Source organism: Rhodoferax ferrireducens T118 (genome assembly GCF_000013605.1).
In the GTDB taxonomy this organism is placed as follows: domain Bacteria; phylum Pseudomonadota; class Gammaproteobacteria; order Burkholderiales; family Burkholderiaceae_C; genus Rhodoferax; species Rhodoferax ferrireducens.
This window is the reverse complement of sequence record NC_007908.1, coordinates 2,867,322-2,886,587: the sequence shown is the minus strand read 5'-3', so window position 1 is coordinate 2,886,587 and position 19,266 is coordinate 2,867,322. Positions and strand designations below refer to the sequence as shown.

22 protein-coding genes are annotated in these 19,266 nt (G+C 63.0%); 17 read left to right on the top strand and 5 right to left on the bottom strand.

Translation table 11 applies throughout. From position 1 onward, the window contains the following. Positions 1-82 precede the first annotated feature (82 nt). The 15 genes from RFER_RS13255 to cobC all read left to right on the top strand — a co-directional run bounded on the left by RFER_RS13255 (position 83) and on the right by cobC (position 13,124). Complete coding sequence (locus tag RFER_RS13255; protein WP_049765748.1) at positions 83-871, top strand: ABC transporter substrate-binding protein; 789 nt, start codon at positions 83-85, stop codon at positions 869-871. Then, positions 868-1,500, top strand: coding sequence for a bifunctional adenosylcobinamide kinase/adenosylcobinamide-phosphate guanylyltransferase (locus RFER_RS13250; RefSeq protein ID WP_011464906.1), 633 nt, complete (start codon positions 868-870; stop codon positions 1,498-1,500). The genes RFER_RS13255 and RFER_RS13250 overlap by 4 nt, the downstream gene beginning before the upstream one ends. Beyond that, on the top strand, positions 1,497-2,396 hold the full coding sequence (locus RFER_RS13245; protein ID WP_011464905.1) for an ABC transporter substrate-binding protein: 900 nt from the start codon (positions 1,497-1,499) through the stop codon (positions 2,394-2,396). Before RFER_RS13250 ends, RFER_RS13245 begins: the two co-directional genes overlap by 4 nt. Next, positions 2,393-3,469 carry a FecCD family ABC transporter permease gene (locus RFER_RS13240; RefSeq protein ID WP_011464904.1) on the top strand — a complete coding sequence of 359 codons (1,077 nt, stop codon included), beginning with the start codon at positions 2,393-2,395 and terminating at the stop codon, positions 3,467-3,469. Before RFER_RS13245 ends, RFER_RS13240 begins: the two co-directional genes overlap by 4 nt. After that, positions 3,466-4,230 carry an ABC transporter ATP-binding protein gene (locus tag RFER_RS13235; protein ID WP_011464903.1) on the top strand — a complete coding sequence of 255 codons (765 nt, stop codon included), beginning with the start codon at positions 3,466-3,468 and terminating at the stop codon, positions 4,228-4,230. The genes RFER_RS13240 and RFER_RS13235 overlap by 4 nt, the downstream gene beginning before the upstream one ends. A 58-nt stretch (positions 4,231-4,288) precedes the next feature. After that, positions 4,289-4,858: a cob(I)yrinic acid a,c-diamide adenosyltransferase gene (cobO, locus tag RFER_RS13230; RefSeq protein WP_011464902.1), complete on the top strand. Its 570-nt coding sequence runs from the start codon at positions 4,289-4,291 to the stop codon at positions 4,856-4,858. A gap of 9 nt (positions 4,859-4,867) precedes the next feature. Next, positions 4,868-5,581 carry a 5,6-dimethylbenzimidazole synthase gene (gene bluB / locus RFER_RS13225; protein ID WP_011464901.1) on the top strand — a complete coding sequence of 238 codons (714 nt, stop codon included), beginning with the start codon at positions 4,868-4,870 and terminating at the stop codon, positions 5,579-5,581. Between the two features lie 13 nt (positions 5,582-5,594). Next, on the top strand, positions 5,595-6,557 hold the full coding sequence (gene cbiB / locus RFER_RS13220) for an adenosylcobinamide-phosphate synthase CbiB (RefSeq protein ID WP_011464900.1): 963 nt from the start codon (positions 5,595-5,597) through the stop codon (positions 6,555-6,557). Then, entirely contained in the window at positions 6,554-7,615 is a 1,062-nt protein-coding gene (locus tag RFER_RS13215; protein ID WP_011464899.1) for an aminotransferase class I/II-fold pyridoxal phosphate-dependent enzyme, read from the top strand. Before cbiB ends, RFER_RS13215 begins: the two co-directional genes overlap by 4 nt. Further along, positions 7,612-8,247, top strand: a complete 636-nt coding sequence (gene queE, locus RFER_RS13210; RefSeq protein ID WP_011464898.1) for a 7-carboxy-7-deazaguanine synthase — start codon at positions 7,612-7,614, stop codon at positions 8,245-8,247. Before RFER_RS13215 ends, queE begins: the two co-directional genes overlap by 4 nt. Positions 8,248-8,278: 31 nt before the next feature. Continuing rightward, entirely contained in the window at positions 8,279-8,722 is a 444-nt protein-coding gene (gene queD / locus RFER_RS13205; protein WP_011464897.1) for a 6-carboxytetrahydropterin synthase QueD, read from the top strand. Positions 8,723-8,747: 25 nt separating this feature from the next. Beyond that, positions 8,748-10,232, top strand: coding sequence for a cobyric acid synthase (locus RFER_RS13200; protein ID WP_011464896.1), 1,485 nt, complete (start codon positions 8,748-8,750; stop codon positions 10,230-10,232). Between the two features lie 50 nt (positions 10,233-10,282). Continuing rightward, on the top strand, positions 10,283-11,371 hold the full coding sequence (cobT, locus tag RFER_RS13195; RefSeq protein WP_011464895.1) for a nicotinate-nucleotide--dimethylbenzimidazole phosphoribosyltransferase: 1,089 nt from the start codon (positions 10,283-10,285) through the stop codon (positions 11,369-11,371). 348 nt (positions 11,372-11,719) lie between these two features. Continuing rightward, complete coding sequence (locus RFER_RS13185) at positions 11,720-12,562, top strand: adenosylcobinamide-GDP ribazoletransferase (protein ID WP_011464894.1); 843 nt, start codon at positions 11,720-11,722, stop codon at positions 12,560-12,562. A 16-nt stretch (positions 12,563-12,578) separates the two neighbouring features. After that, complete coding sequence (gene cobC, locus RFER_RS13180) at positions 12,579-13,124, top strand: alpha-ribazole phosphatase (RefSeq protein ID WP_011464893.1); 546 nt, start codon at positions 12,579-12,581, stop codon at positions 13,122-13,124. A 1-nt stretch (position 13,125) separates the two neighbouring features. On the opposite strand, the gene RFER_RS13175 is transcribed toward cobC, so the two are convergent. Together RFER_RS13175 and nth are read right to left on the bottom strand one after the other, a co-directional pair. Beyond that, positions 13,126-14,268 (bottom strand): GGDEF domain-containing protein, encoded by a 1,143-nt coding sequence (locus tag RFER_RS13175; RefSeq protein ID WP_011464892.1) that lies wholly within the window; start codon positions 14,266-14,268, stop codon positions 13,126-13,128. Between the two features lie 14 nt (positions 14,269-14,282). Continuing rightward, on the bottom strand, positions 14,283-14,936 hold the full coding sequence (nth, locus tag RFER_RS13170; protein WP_011464891.1) for an endonuclease III: 654 nt from the start codon (positions 14,934-14,936) through the stop codon (positions 14,283-14,285). A gap of 130 nt (positions 14,937-15,066) precedes the next feature. Between nth and RFER_RS13165 the strand changes: the two genes are divergently transcribed. Beyond that, positions 15,067-16,254, top strand: coding sequence for a PLP-dependent aminotransferase family protein (locus tag RFER_RS13165; RefSeq protein ID WP_011464890.1), 1,188 nt, complete (start codon positions 15,067-15,069; stop codon positions 16,252-16,254). 83 nt (positions 16,255-16,337) lie between these two features. Further along, entirely contained in the window at positions 16,338-16,832 is a 495-nt protein-coding gene (locus tag RFER_RS23025; RefSeq protein WP_011464889.1) for a hypothetical protein, read from the top strand. A 25-nt stretch (positions 16,833-16,857) separates the two neighbouring features. On the opposite strand, the gene RFER_RS13155 is transcribed toward RFER_RS23025, so the two are convergent. The 3 genes from RFER_RS13155 to RFER_RS13145 all read right to left on the bottom strand — a co-directional run bounded on the left by RFER_RS13155 (position 16,858) and on the right by RFER_RS13145 (position 19,261). Further along, positions 16,858-18,186, bottom strand: a complete 1,329-nt coding sequence (locus RFER_RS13155; protein WP_011464888.1) for a TolC family outer membrane protein — start codon at positions 18,184-18,186, stop codon at positions 16,858-16,860. A gap of 67 nt (positions 18,187-18,253) precedes the next feature. After that, positions 18,254-18,595, bottom strand: a complete 342-nt coding sequence (locus RFER_RS13150; RefSeq protein ID WP_011464887.1) for a rhodanese-like domain-containing protein — start codon at positions 18,593-18,595, stop codon at positions 18,254-18,256. A 12-nt stretch (positions 18,596-18,607) separates the two neighbouring features. Beyond that, complete coding sequence (locus RFER_RS13145) at positions 18,608-19,261, bottom strand: protein-L-isoaspartate O-methyltransferase family protein (RefSeq protein WP_011464886.1); 654 nt, start codon at positions 19,259-19,261, stop codon at positions 18,608-18,610. Positions 19,262-19,266 lie beyond the last annotated feature (5 nt).

Genomic DNA, 19,266 nt, shown 5'->3' with positions numbered 1-19,266 from the left:
GGTCACAAGCTCGTTGGCAAGCGCATCGGCTCAAAAGCCCAGTTGGGCGTGCCGACCCGCAGGCCCGCAGCGCATCGTCTGCATGACCGAAGAAACCACCGAGTGGCTGTACTTGCTGGGGCAAGAGCATCGCATTGTGGGGATTTCGGGCTACACCGTGCGGCCGCGGCGCGCGCGCGACGAGAAACCCCGGGTCAGTGCGTTCACCAGCGCCAAGATGGACAAGATTCTGGCCTTGCAGCCGGACTGCGTGCTGGGTTTTTCCGACATGCAGGCCGACATTGCAAGTAGCCTGATTCGCGCAGGCGTGCCGGTCACCATCTTTAACCAGCGCAGCGTGGTCGAGATTTTTTCGGTGCTCTACCAAGTGGCGGCGATGGTCGGGCAGGGTGAACAGGGCTTGGCTTTGATCGCTGAAATGCAGCGCCAACTGAGCGTCATTGCGGATGCCGCTGCCGCCTTGCCACGCCGCCCAAAAATCTATTTTGAAGAATGGGATGTGCCGCATATCAGCGCCATTCAGTGGGTGTCCGAGCTGATCGGTATTGCGGGTGGGGATGACTGTTTTCCTGAATTGGCCGCCCAGTCCATGGGCAAGAACCGCATCATTGCGGACGGTGCAGAGATCGTCAGGCGTAACCCTGACATCATCATCGGCTCGTGGTGCGGCAAGAAGTTTCGCCCTGAGAACGTGGCGGCGCGTGCGGGTTGGGGCGAGGTGAACGCAGTCAAAACCGGGCAATTGTTTGAGATCAAGTCGGCCGATATCCTGCAGCCCGGCCCAGCGGCGTTGACCGATGGTGTGGCTCAATTGCACCGCATCGTGATGGATTGGAGTCGCCAGTCTGGTGGAGCGGAGAAATTGGCATGACAACTTTAAATATTGCACGCAGTGAGTTGATTCTGGGGGGCCAGAAAAGCGGCAAGTCACGCCGGGCAGAGGCGCTGGCGCAAAGCTGGTTGAAGCAGTCCGACCAACACCACGCGCTGTTGATCGCCACCGCCCAAGCCGGGGACGACGAGATGCGCCAGCGTATTGCGCGCCATCAGGCAGACCGGGCGCAGCGCGTGCCGGGCATGAGCACGGTGGAAGAATCGTTCAAGCTGGCCGAGGCGATTGGCGCGCATAGCCGCCCCGACACCCTGATCGTGGTCGACTGCCTCACCCTGTGGTTGACCAACTGCCTGATGCCCATCGATGCGAGCACGGTGACCGAGGACTCGCGCCAGAGTGACGTTACAGAAAAATTTATAATAAACAGGCCTTTAGCCCCCGTCCATCAAGCGCATGTAGCTATTCTTTTGGAAGCAATTGCGGGCGCCCCCGGCCCGCTTGTGCTGGTCGGCAACGAGATTGGCCTGGGCGTGATTCCGATGGGCCGCGAGGTGCGCGCCTTTGTCGATGCGCTGGGTCTGTTGAACCAGAGCGTGGCCCAGGTTTGCCAACGTGTGACCTTGATGGCAGCGGGTTTGCCCTTGACCTTGAAAGCGATGCCATGAAGAGCGTTTTACTACTGTTAATGCTGCTGGTCTCGCACGCAGCTCAAGCCTTCCAGGTCGTTGATGACAGAGGCATCAAAGTTACCTTTGCACAAGCGCCCCAGCGCATCGTCAGCCTGCTGCCGTCGCTGACTGAAACCGTGTGCGCACTGGGGCAATGCGCCAGGCTGGTCGGTGTGGACCGCTATTCCAATTACCCCGAAAGCGTCAAAAACCTGGCCCAAGTCGGCGGCGGGCTGGACCCCAACATTGAGGCCATTGTGGCGCTCAAGCCGGATCTGGTGCTGATGGCCACCTCGTCGCGTGTGGGTGAGCGGCTGCAGTCGCTGGGCATCAACGTGGTGGCGCTGGAGCCCAAAACCCATGCCGATGTGAAGCGTGTGCTTGAAAAAATCGGCCAGGTGTTGGCGGTGACTGACGCGCAAAGCATCTGGCGCACCATTGACGCCGCCATCTCGGCCGCAGCGCAGTCCTTGCCCAAAAGCGTCGCCTCGACGCGGGTTTATTTTGAGGTGAACCCCGGTCCCTACGGCGCGGGCGAGTCGTCCTTCATCGGCGAGACGCTCATCCGGCTGGGGGTTAAAAACATCATTGGACCCAAGCTGGGGCCGTTCCCCAAGCTCAACCCTGAATTTGTGGTGCGCGCCAACCCGGATGTGATCATGATTGGTCAGCGCAGCGCGGGCAGCATGGCGCAGCGCCCGGGCTGGCAGAGTTTGCGGGCCTTGCGTGAACATCGCTTGTGTGTGTTTACCACCGATCAGTCAGACGTGCTGGTGCGTCCCGGCCCACGCATGGCCGAAGGTGCGCGGCTGATGGCGCAGTGCCTGGCTGACAAAGCGGGGGCTGTCAAAACGACCGCGCCCTGGCTCAAAACCGGGCCCGCCAAACCGTGAACCTGCGCCGCGCCTCATTCATCGGCTGGGCCTTGCTGGGCCTGGCACTGTTGCTGGCCGCATTGGGTGTGTGTGTGGGCAGCGCCGGGTTCGAGAACCTGCTCGGGCCCTTGCTCAACCCTTCGCGCGACCCTGAGCAATATGCCATGGCGCACCAGATTGTGTGGGACATCCGCTTGCCGCGCACCCTGGGCGCCTGGGCCGCCGGTGCCTTGCTGGGCCTGGCGGGCGCCTTGGCACAGGGCTTGTTCCGCAACCCGCTGGCTGATCCGTTTTTGCTCGGCAGCGCTTCGGGTGCCTCATTGGGCGTGGCGCTGGTGCTGGCCGCCATGGGTGGTGGCGCGGGCACCTTGGGTGGCGCGATGATGAGCGACGGCACGGCGTTCTCGGTGTTTGGCACGGGTTGGCTGGTGCGCCTGGGGCTCACCGGTGCGGCTTTTGGCGGCGCGGTGCTGGCGGTGCTGCTCACACTGGCGTTGTCCCGCGGCGTGCAACATACCTTGCGCCTGCTGCTGGCCGGGGTAGTGGTGGGGGTGGTGCTCGGCGCCATGACGCACTTGGTGTTGCTGTGGTCGCCCGAGTCGATGCAGGCCATGCAGGCCTTCATGTTGGGATCAACCGCATTTGTCGGCTGGACGGCGTGTGCGGTGATGGCCGGGGTGTGGCTGCTGGCCAGCGCAGCGGGTGCTCTGCTGGCGCGCCTGCTTGACGGCCTGAGCCTGGGCGAAGCCACCGCGCACAGCCTGGGCTTACCGCTCACCTCCATGCGCTTCGCGCTGGTCGCGGTGCTGGCACTGGCCACTGGCGCGGCGGTGGCGCAAACCGGGCTGATTGCGTTTGTGGGCCTGGCAGCACCGCATCTGGTGCGCTCGGTGGTCAAAACCACGCACGGCCGTTTGATCCTGCTCTCCAGCCTGATGGGTGGTGTGCTGCTGATGGCCGCCGACACGCTGGCCAGGGGGCTGATTGCGCCGCAAGAGCTGCCCGTGGGGGTGCTCACCGCGGTGCTGGGCGGCGGCTACCTGTTGTGGCTGATGCACCGTGGCACACGAGGTGGCGGCATATCGCTATGACTTCAATAGCTGTTCACGCCCGCGCTGTGAGGGCCAGACTCGGAAATGTTGAGATATTGCATGGTGTGTCGCTGGCCCTGCCCAGTGGCCGCTGGACCAGCATCGTGGGTCCGAACGGCGCCGGCAAATCGACCTTGCTCAAGGTGCTGGCCGGACTGTTGCCGCACCAGGGCAGCGTTGAATTGCTGGGCCAGCCCTTGGCCAGTATTCGCCCAAAAAAACGGGCGCAGCGCCTGGCGTGGCTCGGGCAAAACGAATCTACCGCCGATGACTTGACGGTATGGGACGTGGCCATGCTGGGGCGCCTGCCGCATCAGGCCTGGCTGGCTGCTCCCAGTGAAGCAGATCGGGCCGCCGTTGAGCAGGCGCTCAAAGCCACCCAGGCCTGGGACTGGCGCGGCCGCACGCTGGGCCAACTCTCGGGCGGCGAGCGCCAGCGCGTGCTGCTGGCGCGAGCGCTGGCGGTGCAGGCGCAGGTGCTGCTGATGGACGAGCCGCTGGCCAATCTGGACCCGCCACACCAGGCCGACTGGCTGGCCGTGGTGCGCGCGTTGGTCAGCAAGGGCAACACGGTGGTCAGCGTGTTGCATGAACTGTCCATGGCGCTGCATGCGGATGAACTGGTCATCATGGCCGCCGGCTGCATCACCCACCAGGGCACTTGTTCGGATGCCGCCACGCACCGTGCGCTGGAAGCCGTGTTTGATCAGCGCATCACCATTCACCCGCTGGCCAACCAGTGGGTGGCGCTGCCAAATTGATTTCAAATCTTCTTCAAAACAAAACAATTGGAATCTGACCCCAGTTAAAGGCAAACCCATGCAAGTTGAAACACCTCCCACAGACAAACCTTATGACAAACCCGAAGGCGAGCGGCGTGGGCTGGTCATCGTCAACACCGGCGACGGCAAGGGCAAGAGCACGGCGGCTTTTGGGCTGGCGCTGCGCGCCCATGGTCGTGGCAAGGCGGTCAAGATTTTCCAGTTCATGAAAGTGCCCAGCGCCCGTTTTGGCGAGCACCGCATGTTTGAGCAACTGGGCATTCCCATTGAAGGTTTGGGTGACGGCTTCAGCTGGAAGAGCCAGGACCTGGCGCACTCCGCCCAGCTGGCGCGTGAGGGCTGGCAAAAGGCCAAGGCCGCCATTTTGAGCGGCGACTACTTCATGGTGACGCTCGATGAGATCACCTACCCGCTGATCTACGGCTGGCTGCCGCTGAGTGAGGTGCTTGACACCTTGAAAGCCCGCCCCAGCCATGTGCATGTGGTCATCACCGGCAGGCGTTGCCCGAGCGAGATCATTGAGCTGGCCGACACCGTGACCGAGATGCAGATGGTCAAACACGCGTTCCAGGCCGGCATTCCGGCCCAACGCGGCATCGAGGACTGAGCCCCGCCCATGACGACTTTTCCACCAGCCCAAGCAGACGCATCGGCACCGGCAAGCGACATGGCCTTTTCCGCCGCCGAGCGCAGCGCGGTGTACCGGGCCATTTTCGAGCGCCGCGACATGCGGCACTTCGCCGGTGGCACGGTCGCGCCCGACGCCATGCGGCGCCTGCTCACCGCCGCGCACCACGCCCCCAGCGTTGGCTTCATGCAGCCCTGGCGTTTTTTGCGCGTGGCATCAAGCACCCTGCGTACCCGCCTGCATGCGCTGGTGGAGCAGGAGCGGAGGGTGACCGCCCAGGCGCTGGGCGAGCGGGAAGAGGCCTTCATGCGGCTCAAGGTGGAAGGGCTGCGGGAAGCCGCCGAGCTGTGGGTGGTGGCGCTGGCTGAGGGCCGTGAAAAGCATATCTTTGGCCGGCGCACCCTGCCGCAGATGGACCTGGCCTCGGCCGCCTGCGCCATTCAGAACCTGTGGCTGGCCGCGCGTGCCGAAGGGCTGGGCGTGGGCTGGGTGTCGCTGTTCGACCCCATTGCCGTGGCAGACCTGCTGCAGATGCCCGCCGGGGCCGAGCCGATCGCGCTGCTGTGCATCGGGCCGGTGCATGCTTTTTACGAGGAACCGATGCTCCAGAAAGAGCGCTGGGCCAAGCGCTGCACCCTGGATGATTTGCTGTTCGAAGACGCCTGGGGCCAGGCCCTGGGCCAGCCGGTGCCAAAGCCCTGAGGGGTCAAAAAAGATGATGGCACTCGCTCTGGCTTTGCTCGTGGCGCTGGCGGTAGACCGCTACTTCGGCGAGCCACGCGTGCGCCTGCACCCGGTGGTGTGGATGGGCAACTACCTGGGCTGGGCGGGGGCGTGGGTGCAGCGCCGTGCCCAGCAGAACCCGCAGCAGCCGGACTTCAAGGCTTTTTGGCTTGCAGCCCTCGTGTGGTGTTCGGGTGCAGCTATTGTTTTAGGAGTGACTTGGGGTTTGCAGGCGGCGCTTGGCAGCTTGCCCTGGTGGGCCGCTGGCGTGCTGCTGGGCCTGCTGCTCAAGCCGCTGCTGGCCTGGGCCATGCTGAAAAGCGAGGTGCTGGCGGTGGAAGCGGCCCTGGCTGAATCGCTGGAGGCTGGCCGGGAGCGCTTGAGCTGGCTGGTGAGCCGCGATGTGTCAGCGTTGTCTGAAGCCCAGGTTCGTGAAAGCACGATCGAGACGCTGGCCGAAAACCTGAACGACTCGGTCGTCGCGCCCATTTTCTGGTTTGTGCTGCTGGGCCTGCCCGGTGCCGCGTTGTACCGCTTTGCCAACACGGCCGATGCCATGTGGGGCTACCCCGGCATCTACAAGGGCCAGAACTGGGCCTGGGCGGGCAAGTGGGCGGCGCGCGTAGACGATGTGTTGAGCTGGCTGCCCGCGCGCATTACCGCGCTGCTCTTGCTGCTGGCGACAGGGGCGCGAGGCTTGGCGCTGGCAGGCCGTTTGCGCGCCGAGGCTGCCAAAACCCCGTCGCCCAACAGCGGCTGGCCCATGGCGGCGATGGCCTTGGGTCTGGATGTGGGCTTGCGCAAACCCGGTGTGTATGTGCTCAACCCAGCGGGGCGCGCAGCGCTTGCGCAGGATACCGCGCAAGCCCTGGTTTATGCATCAAATACGCTTCTAGCCCTTGTCGTCATTGCGCAAGCAGCTATTATATTTGTAGCTATTGGGGCGCGACCATGAAGCCCTTGGCACGCATCCACGGCGGACCGGACGCACAGGGCGCGCCGCTGTACGACTTTTCCAGCAACAGCAACGCCTGTGGCCCGTGCCCGCAGGCCTTGGCTGTTGTGCAGGCCGCCGATGCCACCCGCTACCCCGACGCTGCGTATGCCGATTTGCGCGCGGCGCTTGCACGCTTTCACGGCGTGGCGCCGTGGCGCGTGGTGCTGGCGGGCAGCGCCAGCGAGTTCATTTTTCGCATCACGGCGTGGGTCAAAGGGCAGGGCACCCGGCAGGCACCGCGCACCGTGTGCCTGCCCCGCCATGGCTATGGCGACTATGCCCATGCCACGCAGGCGTGGGGTTTGCAGTCAACGGCTCAGCCTGATGCAGCGGATTTGGTCTGGGCCTGCGAGCCGTCCAGCCCCTTGGGCCAGGCCCATACCACGTGGCCCGCGTGGCTGCGGCGTGCCGCAGACGGCGCACTGCACCACAGCCCCGCCGCACCCGAGCCGTTGTGCAACACCGTGGTGCTGGACAGCGCCTACGCGCCGCTGCGCCTGGGTGGCACGCCCAGCCTGAGCGACGCGCAGCGTGGGCGTGTCTGGCAGCTTTTCTCGCCCAACAAGGCCCTGGGCCTGACCGGCGTGCGCGCCGCCTATGCCATTGCCCCCTTTGATGCGCAACCAGCCGCCGCGCAACTGGACGCCCTGGTCCCCTCCTGGGTACTGGGCGCACACGGCGTGGCCCTGCTGATGGCATGGACGCAGACGGACACCCAAGCCTGGTTGCACAGCAGCCTGCAGACGCTGCGCGGCTGGAAGCAGCGCCAGGTGCAGGGTCTGCAAGCCCTGGGCTGGACCGTGCAACCCAGCGATACCCCGTTTTTCTGCGCCCAGCCGCCGCAGGGTGTGGATGCTGTCGCGCTGTGCGCACAGCTGCGCACCCAGGGCATCAAGCTGCGCGATGCCACCTCGTTTGGGCTGCCCGGCTGGGTGCGCTTGGGGGTGTTGCCGCCGCAGGCGCAAGATGCGTTGGGGGCGGCGCTTCAAACAACCGTAAACAAAGGCCAAGCATGACCTACAGTGTCAAAGAAATTTTCTACACCTTGCAGGGCGAAGGCCACCATGCCGGGCGCCCTGCCGTTTTCTGTCGCTTTGCCGGCTGCAATTTGTGGAGCGGCGCCGAGGACAGCCGGGCCAGCGCCGTCTGCCAGTTTTGCGACACCGATTTCGTCGGCACCGATGGCGAAGGCGGTGGCAAGTTCAGGGATGCTGAAACCCTGGCCGCCGCCATCAACCAATTGTGGCCCGCGTCTTACCCGGCCAGCAAATACGTGGTGTTCACCGGTGGTGAGCCGCTGCTGCAACTCAATGCCGCGCTCATTGACGCCATGCACGATGCCGGTTTCGAGGTCGCCATTGAAACCAACGGCACCCTGCCGGTTCCCGAAGGCGTGGACTGGGTGTGCGTCAGTCCCAAGATGGGCTCTGCGCTGGTGGTACGCGCCGGTAATGAGATCAAAGTGGTCATACCGCAGGCGGGGCAAGTGCTGGACGACTACGCCTGCCTGGCCTTTGACCATTATTTTGTGCAAGCCATGGACGGCCCGCTTCAAAAAGAGAACCTGCGCATGGCCATTGACTACTGCAAAGCCCATCCCCAGTGGAAGCTCAGCCTGCAGACCCATAAACTTCTTCAAATCCCTTGATTTCGCCGAACACGCTACCTGACGCCACACCATGCTTACCATCACACGAAAAATGGAATTCGATGCCGGTCATCGCATTCCCGACCACAAGAGCCAGTGCCGAAACATGCACGGCCACCGCTACACCCTGCTCATCACCCTGACCGGTGATGTGGTGCAACAAGAGGGCGAATCCGACAACGGCATGATCATGGATTTTGGCGACATCAAGGCGCTGGCCAACCAGCACCTGGTCAAGCTCTGGGACCACGCCTTCATCGTCTACGCGCACGACACCGTGGTGCGTGATTTTCTGGACAGCATGCCGAACCACAAAACGGTGGTCATTGATCGCGTGCCCACGGTCGAAAATCTGGCCAAGATTGCCTTCGATATCTTGAAGGAGGTCTACCACGGCCGCTACGGCAGACATCTGTCGCTGGCCAAGGTCACCCTGTATGAAACGCCCAATTGCTGGGCTGAGATCGACGGCTAGCGCGGCCTGCGATGCGCCTACTCTCATGACCGCCAAATGCATCATGGTGCTGGGCACCACCAGCGGCGCCGGCAAAAGCTGGCTGACGACCGCGCTGTGCCGTTATTACGCCCGCCAAGGCCTTAAGGTGGCGCCCTTCAAGGCGCAGAACATGAGCAACAACGCGCGGGTGGTCGCCAGCGACAAGGGCTCGGGCGAAATCGGAAGTGCCCAATACTTTCAGGCGCTGGCCGCGCGCAGCGTGCCCGACGTGCGTATGAACCCGCTCTTGCTCAAGCCCGAGGCCGACACCCACAGCCAGGTGGTGCTGATGGGGCGGGTCAGTGACGCGCTCACCGCCATGCCCTGGCGCAGTCGCAGCAATCATGTCTGGCCGCACATCGCCGCCGCACTGGACGAACTGCGCTCTGAGAACGACGTGGTGGTGATCGAGGGCGCAGGCTCACCCGCCGAGATCAATTTGTCGGGCAGCGACATTGTCAATATGCGCGTGGCGCGCCACTGCGATGCGGCTTGCCTGCTGGTGACCGACATTGACCGGGGCGGTGCCTTTGCCCATCTGTATGGCACCTGGGCGCTGCTGCCCGAGCGCGAGCGCGTCTTGATCAAAGGTTTCGTTCTAAACAAGTTTCGCGGTGATGCCGCGCTGCTGGCACCGGCGCCCCAGATGCTGCAAGACTTGACCCGTATTGCGACCGTGGCGACTTTGCCGATGTGGTGGCAGCATGGTCTGCCGGAGGAAGACGGCGTGTTTGATGACAGAAGCACGGCATCCGGGGCCGTCAAGCAGACGGTGGCCGTCATCGCCTACCCGCGCATCAGCAATCTGGACGAGTTTCAGCCGCTTAAAAACATTCCCGGACTGCGCCTGATGTGGGTGCGCAGCCCGGCTGAACTGGCTGGCTTGAGTGCCAGCGACTGGGTCATTCTGCCCGGCTCCAAAGCCACCAGCAGCGACCTGGCCTGGTTGCGCGCGCAAGGGCTGGATGCGGCGGTGGCCGCGCACGCAGGCCGCGGCGGGGCCGTGCTGGGTATCTGCGCTGGTCTGCAGATGCTGGGCAAGGCGTTGATTGATCCGCAGGGTGTGGACGGCGACGCGCCGGGCCTCGGGCTGTTACCGCTGGTGACGGTGTTTGAACTGGACAAGACCGTGCGCCACACGCAGGCCACGTTTGCCGATGGCATCGCCGCACCTTGGCATGCCTTGGCCGCGGTGACCGTGTCGGGCTACGAAATCCACCAGGGCATCACCCAGCCGCAGTCCACCCCGGCTACCGCGGGTGAGGTGGCGCGTGCCGTTTTGCCGGGTGGTCTGGCCTGGCAGAACGCCGCAGGCAATGTGTTGGGCTTGTACCTGCACGGTTTGTTTGAAGACCCCGGCGCGCTGCAGGCGCTGTTTGGCGCCCAGTTGAATGGGCCGGTGCCCACGCTGGACGTGGTGTTCGACCGCCTGGCCGACTTTATCGAGCTGCATTTCCAGCCGGGCGTTTTGCCCGGCTTGTTGACCTGACGGACCTGCCAACGGACAGAACCGATTTGATTTATTAACCAAGGATACTTATGACCTTCACGCTTCCAACGCTCACCGACATTCGCAGCCCCGCTTTGACCCTCACGCTGCAGCACAAGATTGACAACAAGACCAAACCGCTGGGTTCGCTCGGGCGGCTGGAGTCCTTGGCTTTGCAACTGGGGGAGATTTTGGGCACGGACGCTCCCGCCTTGCAGGATCCGCAGTTGCTGGTGTTCGCCGGGGATCACGGCCTGGCCGCACGCGGTGTGTCGGCGTTTCCGAGTGACGTGAGCTGGCAAATGGTGGAAAATTTTCTGGCCGGTGGCGCCGCCGTCAGTGTGTTCTCACGCCTCAACAACATCGCACTCACGGTGGTGGACTGTGGTGTCAACCATGACTTCTTGGCCGGTTTGCCCGCCGGCAGCCAGCGCCCGGGTCTGCAGGTGCGCAAGGTGCCGGGTGGTGAACAAGGCACGGCAGACTCCAGCGCGCAAGCCGCCATGACCGCGCTGCAGTGTCAGCAAGCGATTCAAAATGGCATGGCCCTGGTCAAGGCCTTGCCCGGCAACGCGCTGCTGCTGGGCGAAATGGGCATTGGCAACACCTCGGCGGCATCACTCTTGCTGTCGCGCCTGGCCGGCCTGGAGATTGAGGTCTGCACCGGCGCGGGTACCGGGCTGGACGCGAGCGCCGTGCAGCGTAAAACCAAGGTGCTGCGCGAAGTGCTGGCACGCCACCCGGATGCAACCACGCCGCTGGATGCGCTGGCAGCCTTTGGCGGTTTCGAGATTGCGACCATGGTGGGTGCTGTGCTGCAGGCCGCTACCGAGCGCCGCGTGATTGTGGTGGATGGCTTCATTGCCTCCAGCGCCGTGCTGGTCGCCCACGCCTTGCAGCCGCTGGTGCTGCAGGCTTGTGTGTTTGCGCACCGCTCGGGCGAGCGTGGCCATGAGTTCATGCTGCAGTACCTGGGTGTGCAGGCGCTGCTGGATCTGGGCTTGCGCCTGGGTGAAGGCTCGGGCGCGGCACTGGCCTGGCCGCTGTTGCAGTCAGCCTGCGCCATGTTGCGCGAGATGGCCAGTTTTGAGTCGGCCGGGGTGTCCGAGAAGGCCGAGACTCAGACTGCGCAGGTTTGAGCATGCGTTGACTTTGGCCGCATCGATTGCCATCATGGCCAGGTGTGGGTGGGGTAAAGGTTTGGGCCGATTTCAAAAAGCGAAGCGTATGAGGCCCGGGCCTTTACCCCACTCGCACCGTTTTTCACAGTGGATGCCGACGGCTGTCATTGACTTTGCCCCAGGCGTTGTTGGTGGTTGTAACCGGGGCGCGGGCAGGGCGGACGCCGAGGCCTCATGCGCTTCGCTTTTTGAAATCGGCCTCGACATCCGCCCTACCCACACCCCTTTGCACTTTTGGCTTAAGGGGGCTCGTGTGCAATTCAACTCACCAATAATGCAACTCTTTTGCCTGACTGCGATTACCCCATGAGCCAGTTCATCCGCCACTACCTGCTCAGTCTTCAGTTTTTTACCCGCATCCCGGTCACCGGGCGCTTGGCGAACTGGGTGGGTTTCAGTCCGGCCATGCTGCGCGCCAGTGCCGGGCACTTCCCTGGCGTAGGCGTGCTGGTGGGGGCTCTGGTGGCGGCGTTCACGGCCTTGCTGCTTTTCGTCCTGCCGCGCACGGGCTCTACACCGCTGGTGGCGGCTGCGCTGGGTACGGCATTGGGTGTGCTGCTCACCGGTGCGTTTCATGAAGACGGCCTGGCCGATGTGTTTGACGGCCTGGGCGGCAGTGCCGAGCGGGAGCGGGCGCTGGTGATCATGAAAGATTCGCGCGTGGGTGCTTTTGGCGCCATTGCCGTGATGCTGGCGCTGCTGTGCAAGGTGGCGTTGCTGGCGCTGCTGGGCGCTGTCAGTGCGACGCTGATGGTGGCCGCGCTGTTTGTTGCGCATGTGCTGTCGCGCACCTGGCCGCTGCTCACCATTCGGCTGCTGCCGCATGTGGGCGACGCGGCGGGATCCAAGTCGAAGCCGCTGGCCGATCAGATCAGCGTGGCTGCGTTGCTGACTGGTTTTATATGGTGTTTTATGGCGCTAGCCCTCGTCATATCTACACAATCAGCTACTGAATATATAGCAATTAACTTGACGGATACCGCTTTGCTGCAGGCGCTGCTGAGCGCCGTGGTCGCATCCTGCGTGGCCTGGGCTGTGATGGCGCGCTGGTTCTGGCGTCGGCTGCAGGGTTTTACCGGCGACTGCCTGGGGGCCACGCAGCAGGTGTGCGAGCTGGCTTTTTACCTCGGGCTGGCGGTGGGACTTTGATCAAGGAGATGCGGGCATGAAGCTGTGGCTGGTGCGTCATGCGCAACCCCTGATTCCATCGGGGGTTTGCTACGGTGCCGCCGATGTGGCCGCCGATGAGCAGGCGACGCAGCAGGCCGCCGCCGCCTTGGCCGCGCTACTGCCGCAGCGGGTTCGGGTGATGTCATCTACGCTACAAAGATGTGAGCGTCTTGCGCAATGTTTACGGGGGCTACGGCCTGATTTGACCTATAAAGCCGATGCGCGCCTGGTGGAGATGGACTTTGGCTGTTGGGAGGGCCAGCGCTGGGACCGCATCCCGCAAGCCGACTTTGACCGCTGGACCGCGGACTTTGGTGGCCATCGATTTGGCGGCAAGGAGAGCGTGTCCGACGTCATGCAGCGCGTGAGCAGCGCGTGGGACGAGACACAGCGCCTGCGCCTGGATGCGGTGTGGATCACCCATGCCGGGGTGACTCGTGCCGCTACCTTGTTGGCGCAGGGTGTGCGCCATGTGGCGCAGGCTGACCAGTGGCCGCGCGAGACACCGGCCTTTGGCGGCTGGCGTGAACTTCAGGCTTGAATCAGGCCACCTCCACCCGGTTGCGTCCGGCGGCCTTGGCGCGGTACAGCGCAGCGTCGGCGCGCGCCAGCAGCGTGTCTACGCTGTCATTGTCCTTTCGGTTTGTGGTGACGCCAATGCTCACGGTACACGCGGGGGCCTGCCCGGCCAGGGTGCAGGCGCCGCGAATTCGCTCGGCCACAGCAATGGCTTCGTCCAGCGAGGTCTCCGGCAAAAGCGCCACAAACTCTTCGCCGCCAAAGCGTCCCAGTTGGTCAGGCCCACGCAACAAGGCGTTGACTCTGGCCACAAAGTTGATCAGGGCCTGGTCGCCCGCCTGGTGGCCATAAATGTCATTTATCTCTTTGAAATGATCCAGATCCATGATCAGCAAGGCCATGCTGTGGCCATGACGGCGGCAGCGCTCCAACTCGGACCGACAAGCGTCGTCCATGTGCCGGCGGGTCAGGGCGTTGGTGAGTGAATCGTGATTGGCCAAGTGCTCCAGTTCAATACGCAAGCGGTCGGTGGCCATCAGCACCGCGCTGATGGAGAACAGTAGAACGGAAAAAGCGAAGCTGGTGATGTAGGTCAGCTGAAGGGTTGAGGTGTCAAAAAATTCGGCATTGAGCGGAAAGGGCGCGGAGAACGAGGTCACCAGGCGCATGACCTGCGCGCCAAAGAGGAACACCAGCACGCCAACAGCCAGTCCCCGGGAAAATGTGATTGAACCCTGCCTGAATACAAGCCAGGCATGCACCCCGGACAGGCAAGCCGTCGCCACGGTGGTCAGAACCAGGCGCATGTGGTAACTCGGCTCGACCACGGAAAACCACAGCTGGACCAGCGCCAAGCCCGTGATCAGTGCCATCCAGGGCGCTATGCGAGGCTTGACGCCAAAGAAGCGCTGGCTGCCAACGTAAGCCAGATAAAGCCCGGACCAGAGCAAAAAGCTGGAAACTGAGATGGAAACGACGTTCGGCAATTTGCCGCGCCCGGCCACCAGCAGGCCACCCGCAAACAAAAGCAGCAAGGCCGCCGACCAGTCACCCAGGCCCTCGATGGAGGCCGGGTAATTGCGCTTGAGCGAATACAGTACCAGCGACATCAAACCGCCCATGATGCCAGTCAGCAGGAGAACCGTGCGGGGGTCGATGGCGCTCATGGGGGGAGACGATTTCAGCGCGCTCGCGCCTTGTCAGGAGGCGTCTTTGGCTTGAAGTCGCAAAAGGCGCTCACGGCGCACTGCCAACACAGCGGCTTGCGCGCCTGGCACACATAGCGCCCATGCAGAATCAGCCAGTGGTGCGCGTCGACCAGGTACTCGGCTGGAATGCGTTTGAGCAGCTTCATCTCCACCTCATACGGCGTTTTGCCCGGCGCCAGACCGGTGCGATTGGCGACGCGAAAGAGATGAGTGTCCACGGCCATGGTGGGCTCGCCAAACGCGACGTTCAGGATGACGTTGGCGGTTTTGCGCCCCACACCCGGCAGGGTCTGCAGCGCCTCAAGCGTGCGCGGCACCGCGCCGCCGTATTGATCCACCAGCATCCGGCAGGTTTGCATCAGGTGGCGGGCCTTGGCGTGGTACAGGCCAATGGTCTTGATGTGCTCTTCCAGCCCCTCCAGGCCCAGGTCCAGCATCTTCTGCGGCGTGTTGGCCACCAGAAAAAGGCGGCGCGTGACTTTGTTGACGCTGACATCCGTGGCCTGGGCTGACAGCAGCACGGCGACCAGCAGCTCAAACACGCTGGCGTATGCCAGCTCGGTCTGCGGATGGGGGTTGGCCGCCTTCAGGGTGGCAAAAAAGGATTCGATGGCGGCAGGTGTCATGGGTCAACAATAATTTGGGTGTGAAAAATGAATCGGGGCTGGACCGGGGGGCTTTTGGGGAGATGGGGGAGCTTGCACGCTATCGGTCACAATTTACCCCCAATTCAACTCTCCTGAAAGCTGGAATTTCATGCAATTTGCCGACCGTCTGAAAAATGTTGAAACCTCCGCCATTCGTGAGCTCTTCAAACTGCTGGGCAAACCCGGCATCATCAGTTTTGCCGGCGGGTTTCCGGATCCGGCGCTGTTTGATGCAGAAGGTATTGCGCAAGCGTCGCAGGCCGTGCTCACCCACAACCCCGGGCCGGTGCTGCAATACGGCGCCACGGAGGGCTATCAGCCTTTGCGCGAAGGCATCAGCACCTTCATGGAGGGCAAGGGCAGCAGCGTCAGGCCAGAAGGGCTGATCGTCACCACCGGCAGCCAGCAGGCGCTGGACCTGATTGGCAAAACCATGATCTCGCCGGGCGACAAGGTGATTGTGGAAGCGCCCACTTTTTTGGCCACCATCCAGTGTTTTCGGCTCTATGGGGCCCACATCATTGGCGCACCGATCGATGCCGACGGCGTGGATGTGGACAAGCTGGAGGCGCTGATCGAAGAGCACAAACCGAAACTGGTCTACCTGATTCCCACCTTTGGCAACCCGAGCGGCGCCACGCTCAGCCTGGCACGGCGCCAGCGCATTCTTGAAATTGCGGTCCGCACGCAAACGCTGGTGGTGGAAGATGACCCCTACGGCGAGCTGTACTTTGACCAAGCGCCGCCGCCGAGCCTGCTGGCGCTGAGCGACGGCGTGCCGGGCAGCCGCGACTGGCTGGCGCATTGCGGCAGTTTCAGCAAGATATTGAGTCCCGGTTTGCGCGTGGGCTGGCTGGTTGCGCCGCCTGCGCTATTGGCCAACGCCACCATGTGCAAGCAGTTCAGCGACGCCCATACCAGCAACCTCACGCAAGCCATTTGCGCCCATTACCTGACCATGAATCGCCTGGACGCCACGCTGGCCGTGGTGCGTAGAACCTACGCCGAGCGCGCGCGGGTCATGGCCGAATCGCTGCGCCGGGAGTTGGGTGATGCGATTGCATTCAACCAACCGCGGGGCGGCATGTTCTTCTGGGCCAGACTGACCGGGGCGAACGGCAAGGGCAGCCATGCCCCCGACTTTGCCAAGCGCGCCATTGACCAGGGCGTGGCCTTTGTGCCCGGTGCGCCGTTTTTTGCGCATGACCCCGATCTGAGCACGCTGCGCCTGAGCTTTGCCACGGCTGATGTGGCAAAAATTGAAGAGGGCATCGGTCGGCTGGCGCAGGCGCTCTAATTGAATTGATTAAAATTTATGAGAAATCAGCCTGTAGCCCCCATGCAGTCTGACTAAGCAGCTATCAAAAAGTGAATAAAGGAATGATATTCAGCAAGACCGATGCGGGCCGGGCCGAGATGGCGGGACGCAGCCGCAACTTGAGTGCTTTGCAGCGGCGCGTGTTGATCTTGGTGGACGGCCAGAAAACTGTCAATGCACTGGGGGCTTTCGTGCGGGTCGGGGAACTGGATGCGGTGCTCGATCACCTCTTGCATGAAGGATTGATCGAATCGACGGCGATCAGCGCTGGCTTGCAGGAGCCGGCCGCCCCCGGCTTCGCCGCTGCCGAAATGGACGAAGCGCCCCGTCCGGCTACCAGCCCGCAAGAATTCATCAAAGTGCGCCGGTTGGCCTCAGACTTTGTGCAGGATAGGCTGGGCTCTGCCGGGGAGCCCATTTGCGCGGCCATCGATCGGTGCGAGAGCCCGTTCGAGCTGCGCAAAATGCTGCGGGGTGTGGAGATATTTGTCGGCCAAAGACTCAGTGCCGAGACCGCGCAAGTGTTTGCGCGCCATTTTGGCGCGCTGCTGCTGTAGCGATTGCCTGGGTGGCTGCCGGCTGTTACTTGGCCAGTAGCGCGTTGACGCTATTCAAGTCCTCGGCCTGCAGCGTGCCGCTGGCCTGGCGCAGCCTCAATCCGCCCACGAGCACGTCGTAGCGCGCCTTGGCCAGCCGGGCCTTGGTGTCGTACAACTGGCTTTGTGAGTTGAGCACGTCGATGTTGATGCGCACGCCCACTTGGTAACCCAGCTTGTTGGCGTCGAGCGCGCTCTGGCTGGAAGCCTCGGCGGCTTCCAGCGCCTTGACCTGGCCTTGACCCGACTGCACACCGAAGAAGGCGGTGCGTGTGCCTTGGTCGACCGCGCGTTTGGTGCCTTCCAGGTCGCTGCGGGCCTTGTCTTCCAATGCCAGCGTTTCCTTGATCCGGTTCTGGATGGCAAAACCGGCGAACAGGGGCAGATTGAACGCCAGGCCGACGGTGGCGGCATTGGAGCGGTAGTCCATCGAGGTGCTGGCGGTCCCATTGTTTTGCGTGATGTTGTAACCCGCCGTCAAATCAAGTGTTGGCTTATGGCCGGCCCGCGCTTTTTGGGTTTCCAGTTGCGCCACATCCAGCGCGACCTGGGTCTGCCTGATGGCCGGGTGATTGTTTTGAGATTGCGCCACCCAGGCAGTGATGTCGTCGGGCACCAGGGTCGGCAGGGCCAGCGGTTGCGCCAAGGGTTGGGGTTGGGTGTCAACCTTGCCCACCAACTGGTCGAGCGCAAGCTTCTTGACCCGCAGATCGTTGTCGGCCGCGATTTCCTGCGCCGTCCCCAGGTCAAAGCGGGCTTGCGCCTCGCGGGTGTCGGTGATGGTGGCGGTGCCGACTTCGAAGTTGCGCTTGGCCGACGCCAGTTGCTCGCCCACGGCGGCTTTCTGGGCTCTGACGAAGGTCAGGCTGTCCATGGCCGCCAGGACGTCAAAGTAAGCCTGGCTGACACGCACGATCAGGTCCTGGTCGGCCGCAGCGAGTTGCGCCTGGGCCAGATCGACCTGCTTCATTCCCTGCTCGTAACCCGCCCAGTTCGCCGGACGGTACAGGGGCTGTGAAGCGCTGACGGTCGCGCTCTGGGTGTTGTAGTTGGAGGTGGGCTGCAGCGGGGCTGGCAACGTGCTGTCCAAATTGGTCGCCGATGCACCGAGCGAAAGCCCGACGGTGGGCAAAATCAGGGCCTTGGCCTGATCCGCCCGCGCCAGCGTGGCATCAAATTGAGACTTGGCCGATTGGTAAGTCGCGTCATAGCTCCGCGCCGATTGGTACAAATCGACCAGGCTCTGGGCCTGCACCGGCAGCGCCATCGTGGTGCCAATCGCGACTAACAGGGGCAGAAGACGAAACGTTTTCATAAAAGGCCTTGAAAAAATATGCTTGCAAAAACAGGGCTGGCAAAGGGCGGTGTCTAGCCTCCGGCGCTCAATATCTGGGAATACTGGGGTCGACTTCAGCCGACCAGGCGTTGATGCCACCGGCGATGTTGGCCACATGCTTGAAGCCGCGCGCCTTCAGAAAAGCCGCCACCTGCATGCTGCGCGCGCCGTGATGACACAGGCAGGCAATGGGCTGCTCGGGGTCAAGCTCGGACAGGCGCGGCGGAATCACGCCCATGGGGATGGTGATGAGCTCAAAACCGTCGGCCTGGATGCTGGCGGTGCGCAACTCAGAGGGCTCGCGCACATCCAGCACCACGGGCGCGCCGTGGCCGCGCGCAGTGGCTAGCCAAGTGGCCAATTCAGAAGGACGTACCTGATCAATCATGCGGTCAGAAGTTTAAAAGTGGAAATGAGACGGCTCGGGGAAATTGAGCAGGCGAGGCGCCACGGTGTCCCAGGGGGTGCTGGTCTTGAACTCGGCGTCGCTGGTGCGGGTGACAACGTTGACACGCATGGTCGGCTCATCACCCACAATGCCGATCAATCGACCACCGACCTTGAGTTGCGCGAGCAGGGCTTGCGGTACTTCGGCCACCGAGCCGCTGAGCATGATGACGTCAAACGGGCCGTCCGCCGAGACGCCTTTGGCGCCATCAAACTGGCGCACTTCGACGTTGTGAATACCCGCTTTTTGCAGGTTGGCGCGCGCCATTTGGGCCAGCTCAGGGTTGATTTCCAGCGAAATCACGCGCTGCGCGCGGTGCGCCAGCAGGGCTGCCATGTAGCCCGAGCCCGCACCGATTTCCAGCACTTTTTCATGTTTTTGCACGGCGGCGTCCTGCAGCATCCGGGCTTCAACGCGGGGTGCCAGCATCACCTGACCTTGCCCCAAGGGAATTTCCATGTCCATAAACGCCAGCGCCTTGTGCGCCAGTGGCACAAAATCTTCACGTTTGACCACCGCCAGCAGTTCCAATACTTCCGCGTCCAAAACGTTCCATGGACGGATTTGCTGTTCAATCATGTTGAAGCGGGCTTGTTCCAAATTCATTCGGG

Coding starts and splice junctions, on each gene's coding strand:
- RFER_RS13255 (WP_049765748.1), top strand. CDS start 83: ATGACCGAAGAAACCACCGAGTGGCTGTACTTGCTGGGGCAAGAGCAT.
- RFER_RS13250 (WP_011464906.1), top strand. CDS start 868: ATGACAACTTTAAATATTGCACGCAGTGAGTTGATTCTGGGGGGCCAG.
- RFER_RS13245 (WP_011464905.1), top strand. CDS start 1,497: ATGAAGAGCGTTTTACTACTGTTAATGCTGCTGGTCTCGCACGCAGCT.
- RFER_RS13235 (WP_011464903.1), top strand. CDS start 3,466: ATGACTTCAATAGCTGTTCACGCCCGCGCTGTGAGGGCCAGACTCGGA.
- cobO (WP_011464902.1), top strand. CDS start 4,289: ATGCAAGTTGAAACACCTCCCACAGACAAACCTTATGACAAACCCGAA.
- bluB (WP_011464901.1), top strand. CDS start 4,868: ATGACGACTTTTCCACCAGCCCAAGCAGACGCATCGGCACCGGCAAGC.
- cbiB (WP_011464900.1), top strand. CDS start 5,595: ATGATGGCACTCGCTCTGGCTTTGCTCGTGGCGCTGGCGGTAGACCGC.
- RFER_RS13215 (WP_011464899.1), top strand. CDS start 6,554: ATGAAGCCCTTGGCACGCATCCACGGCGGACCGGACGCACAGGGCGCG.
- queE (WP_011464898.1), top strand. CDS start 7,612: ATGACCTACAGTGTCAAAGAAATTTTCTACACCTTGCAGGGCGAAGGC.
- queD (WP_011464897.1), top strand. CDS start 8,279: ATGCTTACCATCACACGAAAAATGGAATTCGATGCCGGTCATCGCATT.
- RFER_RS13200 (WP_011464896.1), top strand. CDS start 8,748: ATGACCGCCAAATGCATCATGGTGCTGGGCACCACCAGCGGCGCCGGC.
- cobT (WP_011464895.1), top strand. CDS start 10,283: ATGACCTTCACGCTTCCAACGCTCACCGACATTCGCAGCCCCGCTTTG.
- RFER_RS13185 (WP_011464894.1), top strand. CDS start 11,720: ATGAGCCAGTTCATCCGCCACTACCTGCTCAGTCTTCAGTTTTTTACC.
- cobC (WP_011464893.1), top strand. CDS start 12,579: ATGAAGCTGTGGCTGGTGCGTCATGCGCAACCCCTGATTCCATCGGGG.
- RFER_RS13175 (WP_011464892.1), bottom strand. CDS start 14,268: ATGAGCGCCATCGACCCCCGCACGGTTCTCCTGCTGACTGGCATCATG.
- nth (WP_011464891.1), bottom strand. CDS start 14,936: ATGACACCTGCCGCCATCGAATCCTTTTTTGCCACCCTGAAGGCGGCC.
- RFER_RS13165 (WP_011464890.1), top strand. CDS start 15,067: ATGCAATTTGCCGACCGTCTGAAAAATGTTGAAACCTCCGCCATTCGT.
- RFER_RS23025 (WP_011464889.1), top strand. CDS start 16,338: ATGATATTCAGCAAGACCGATGCGGGCCGGGCCGAGATGGCGGGACGC.
- RFER_RS13155 (WP_011464888.1), bottom strand. CDS start 18,186: ATGAAAACGTTTCGTCTTCTGCCCCTGTTAGTCGCGATTGGCACCACG.
- RFER_RS13150 (WP_011464887.1), bottom strand. CDS start 18,595: ATGATTGATCAGGTACGTCCTTCTGAATTGGCCACTTGGCTAGCCACT.
- RFER_RS13145 (WP_011464886.1), bottom strand. CDS start 19,261: ATGAATTTGGAACAAGCCCGCTTCAACATGATTGAACAGCAAATCCGT.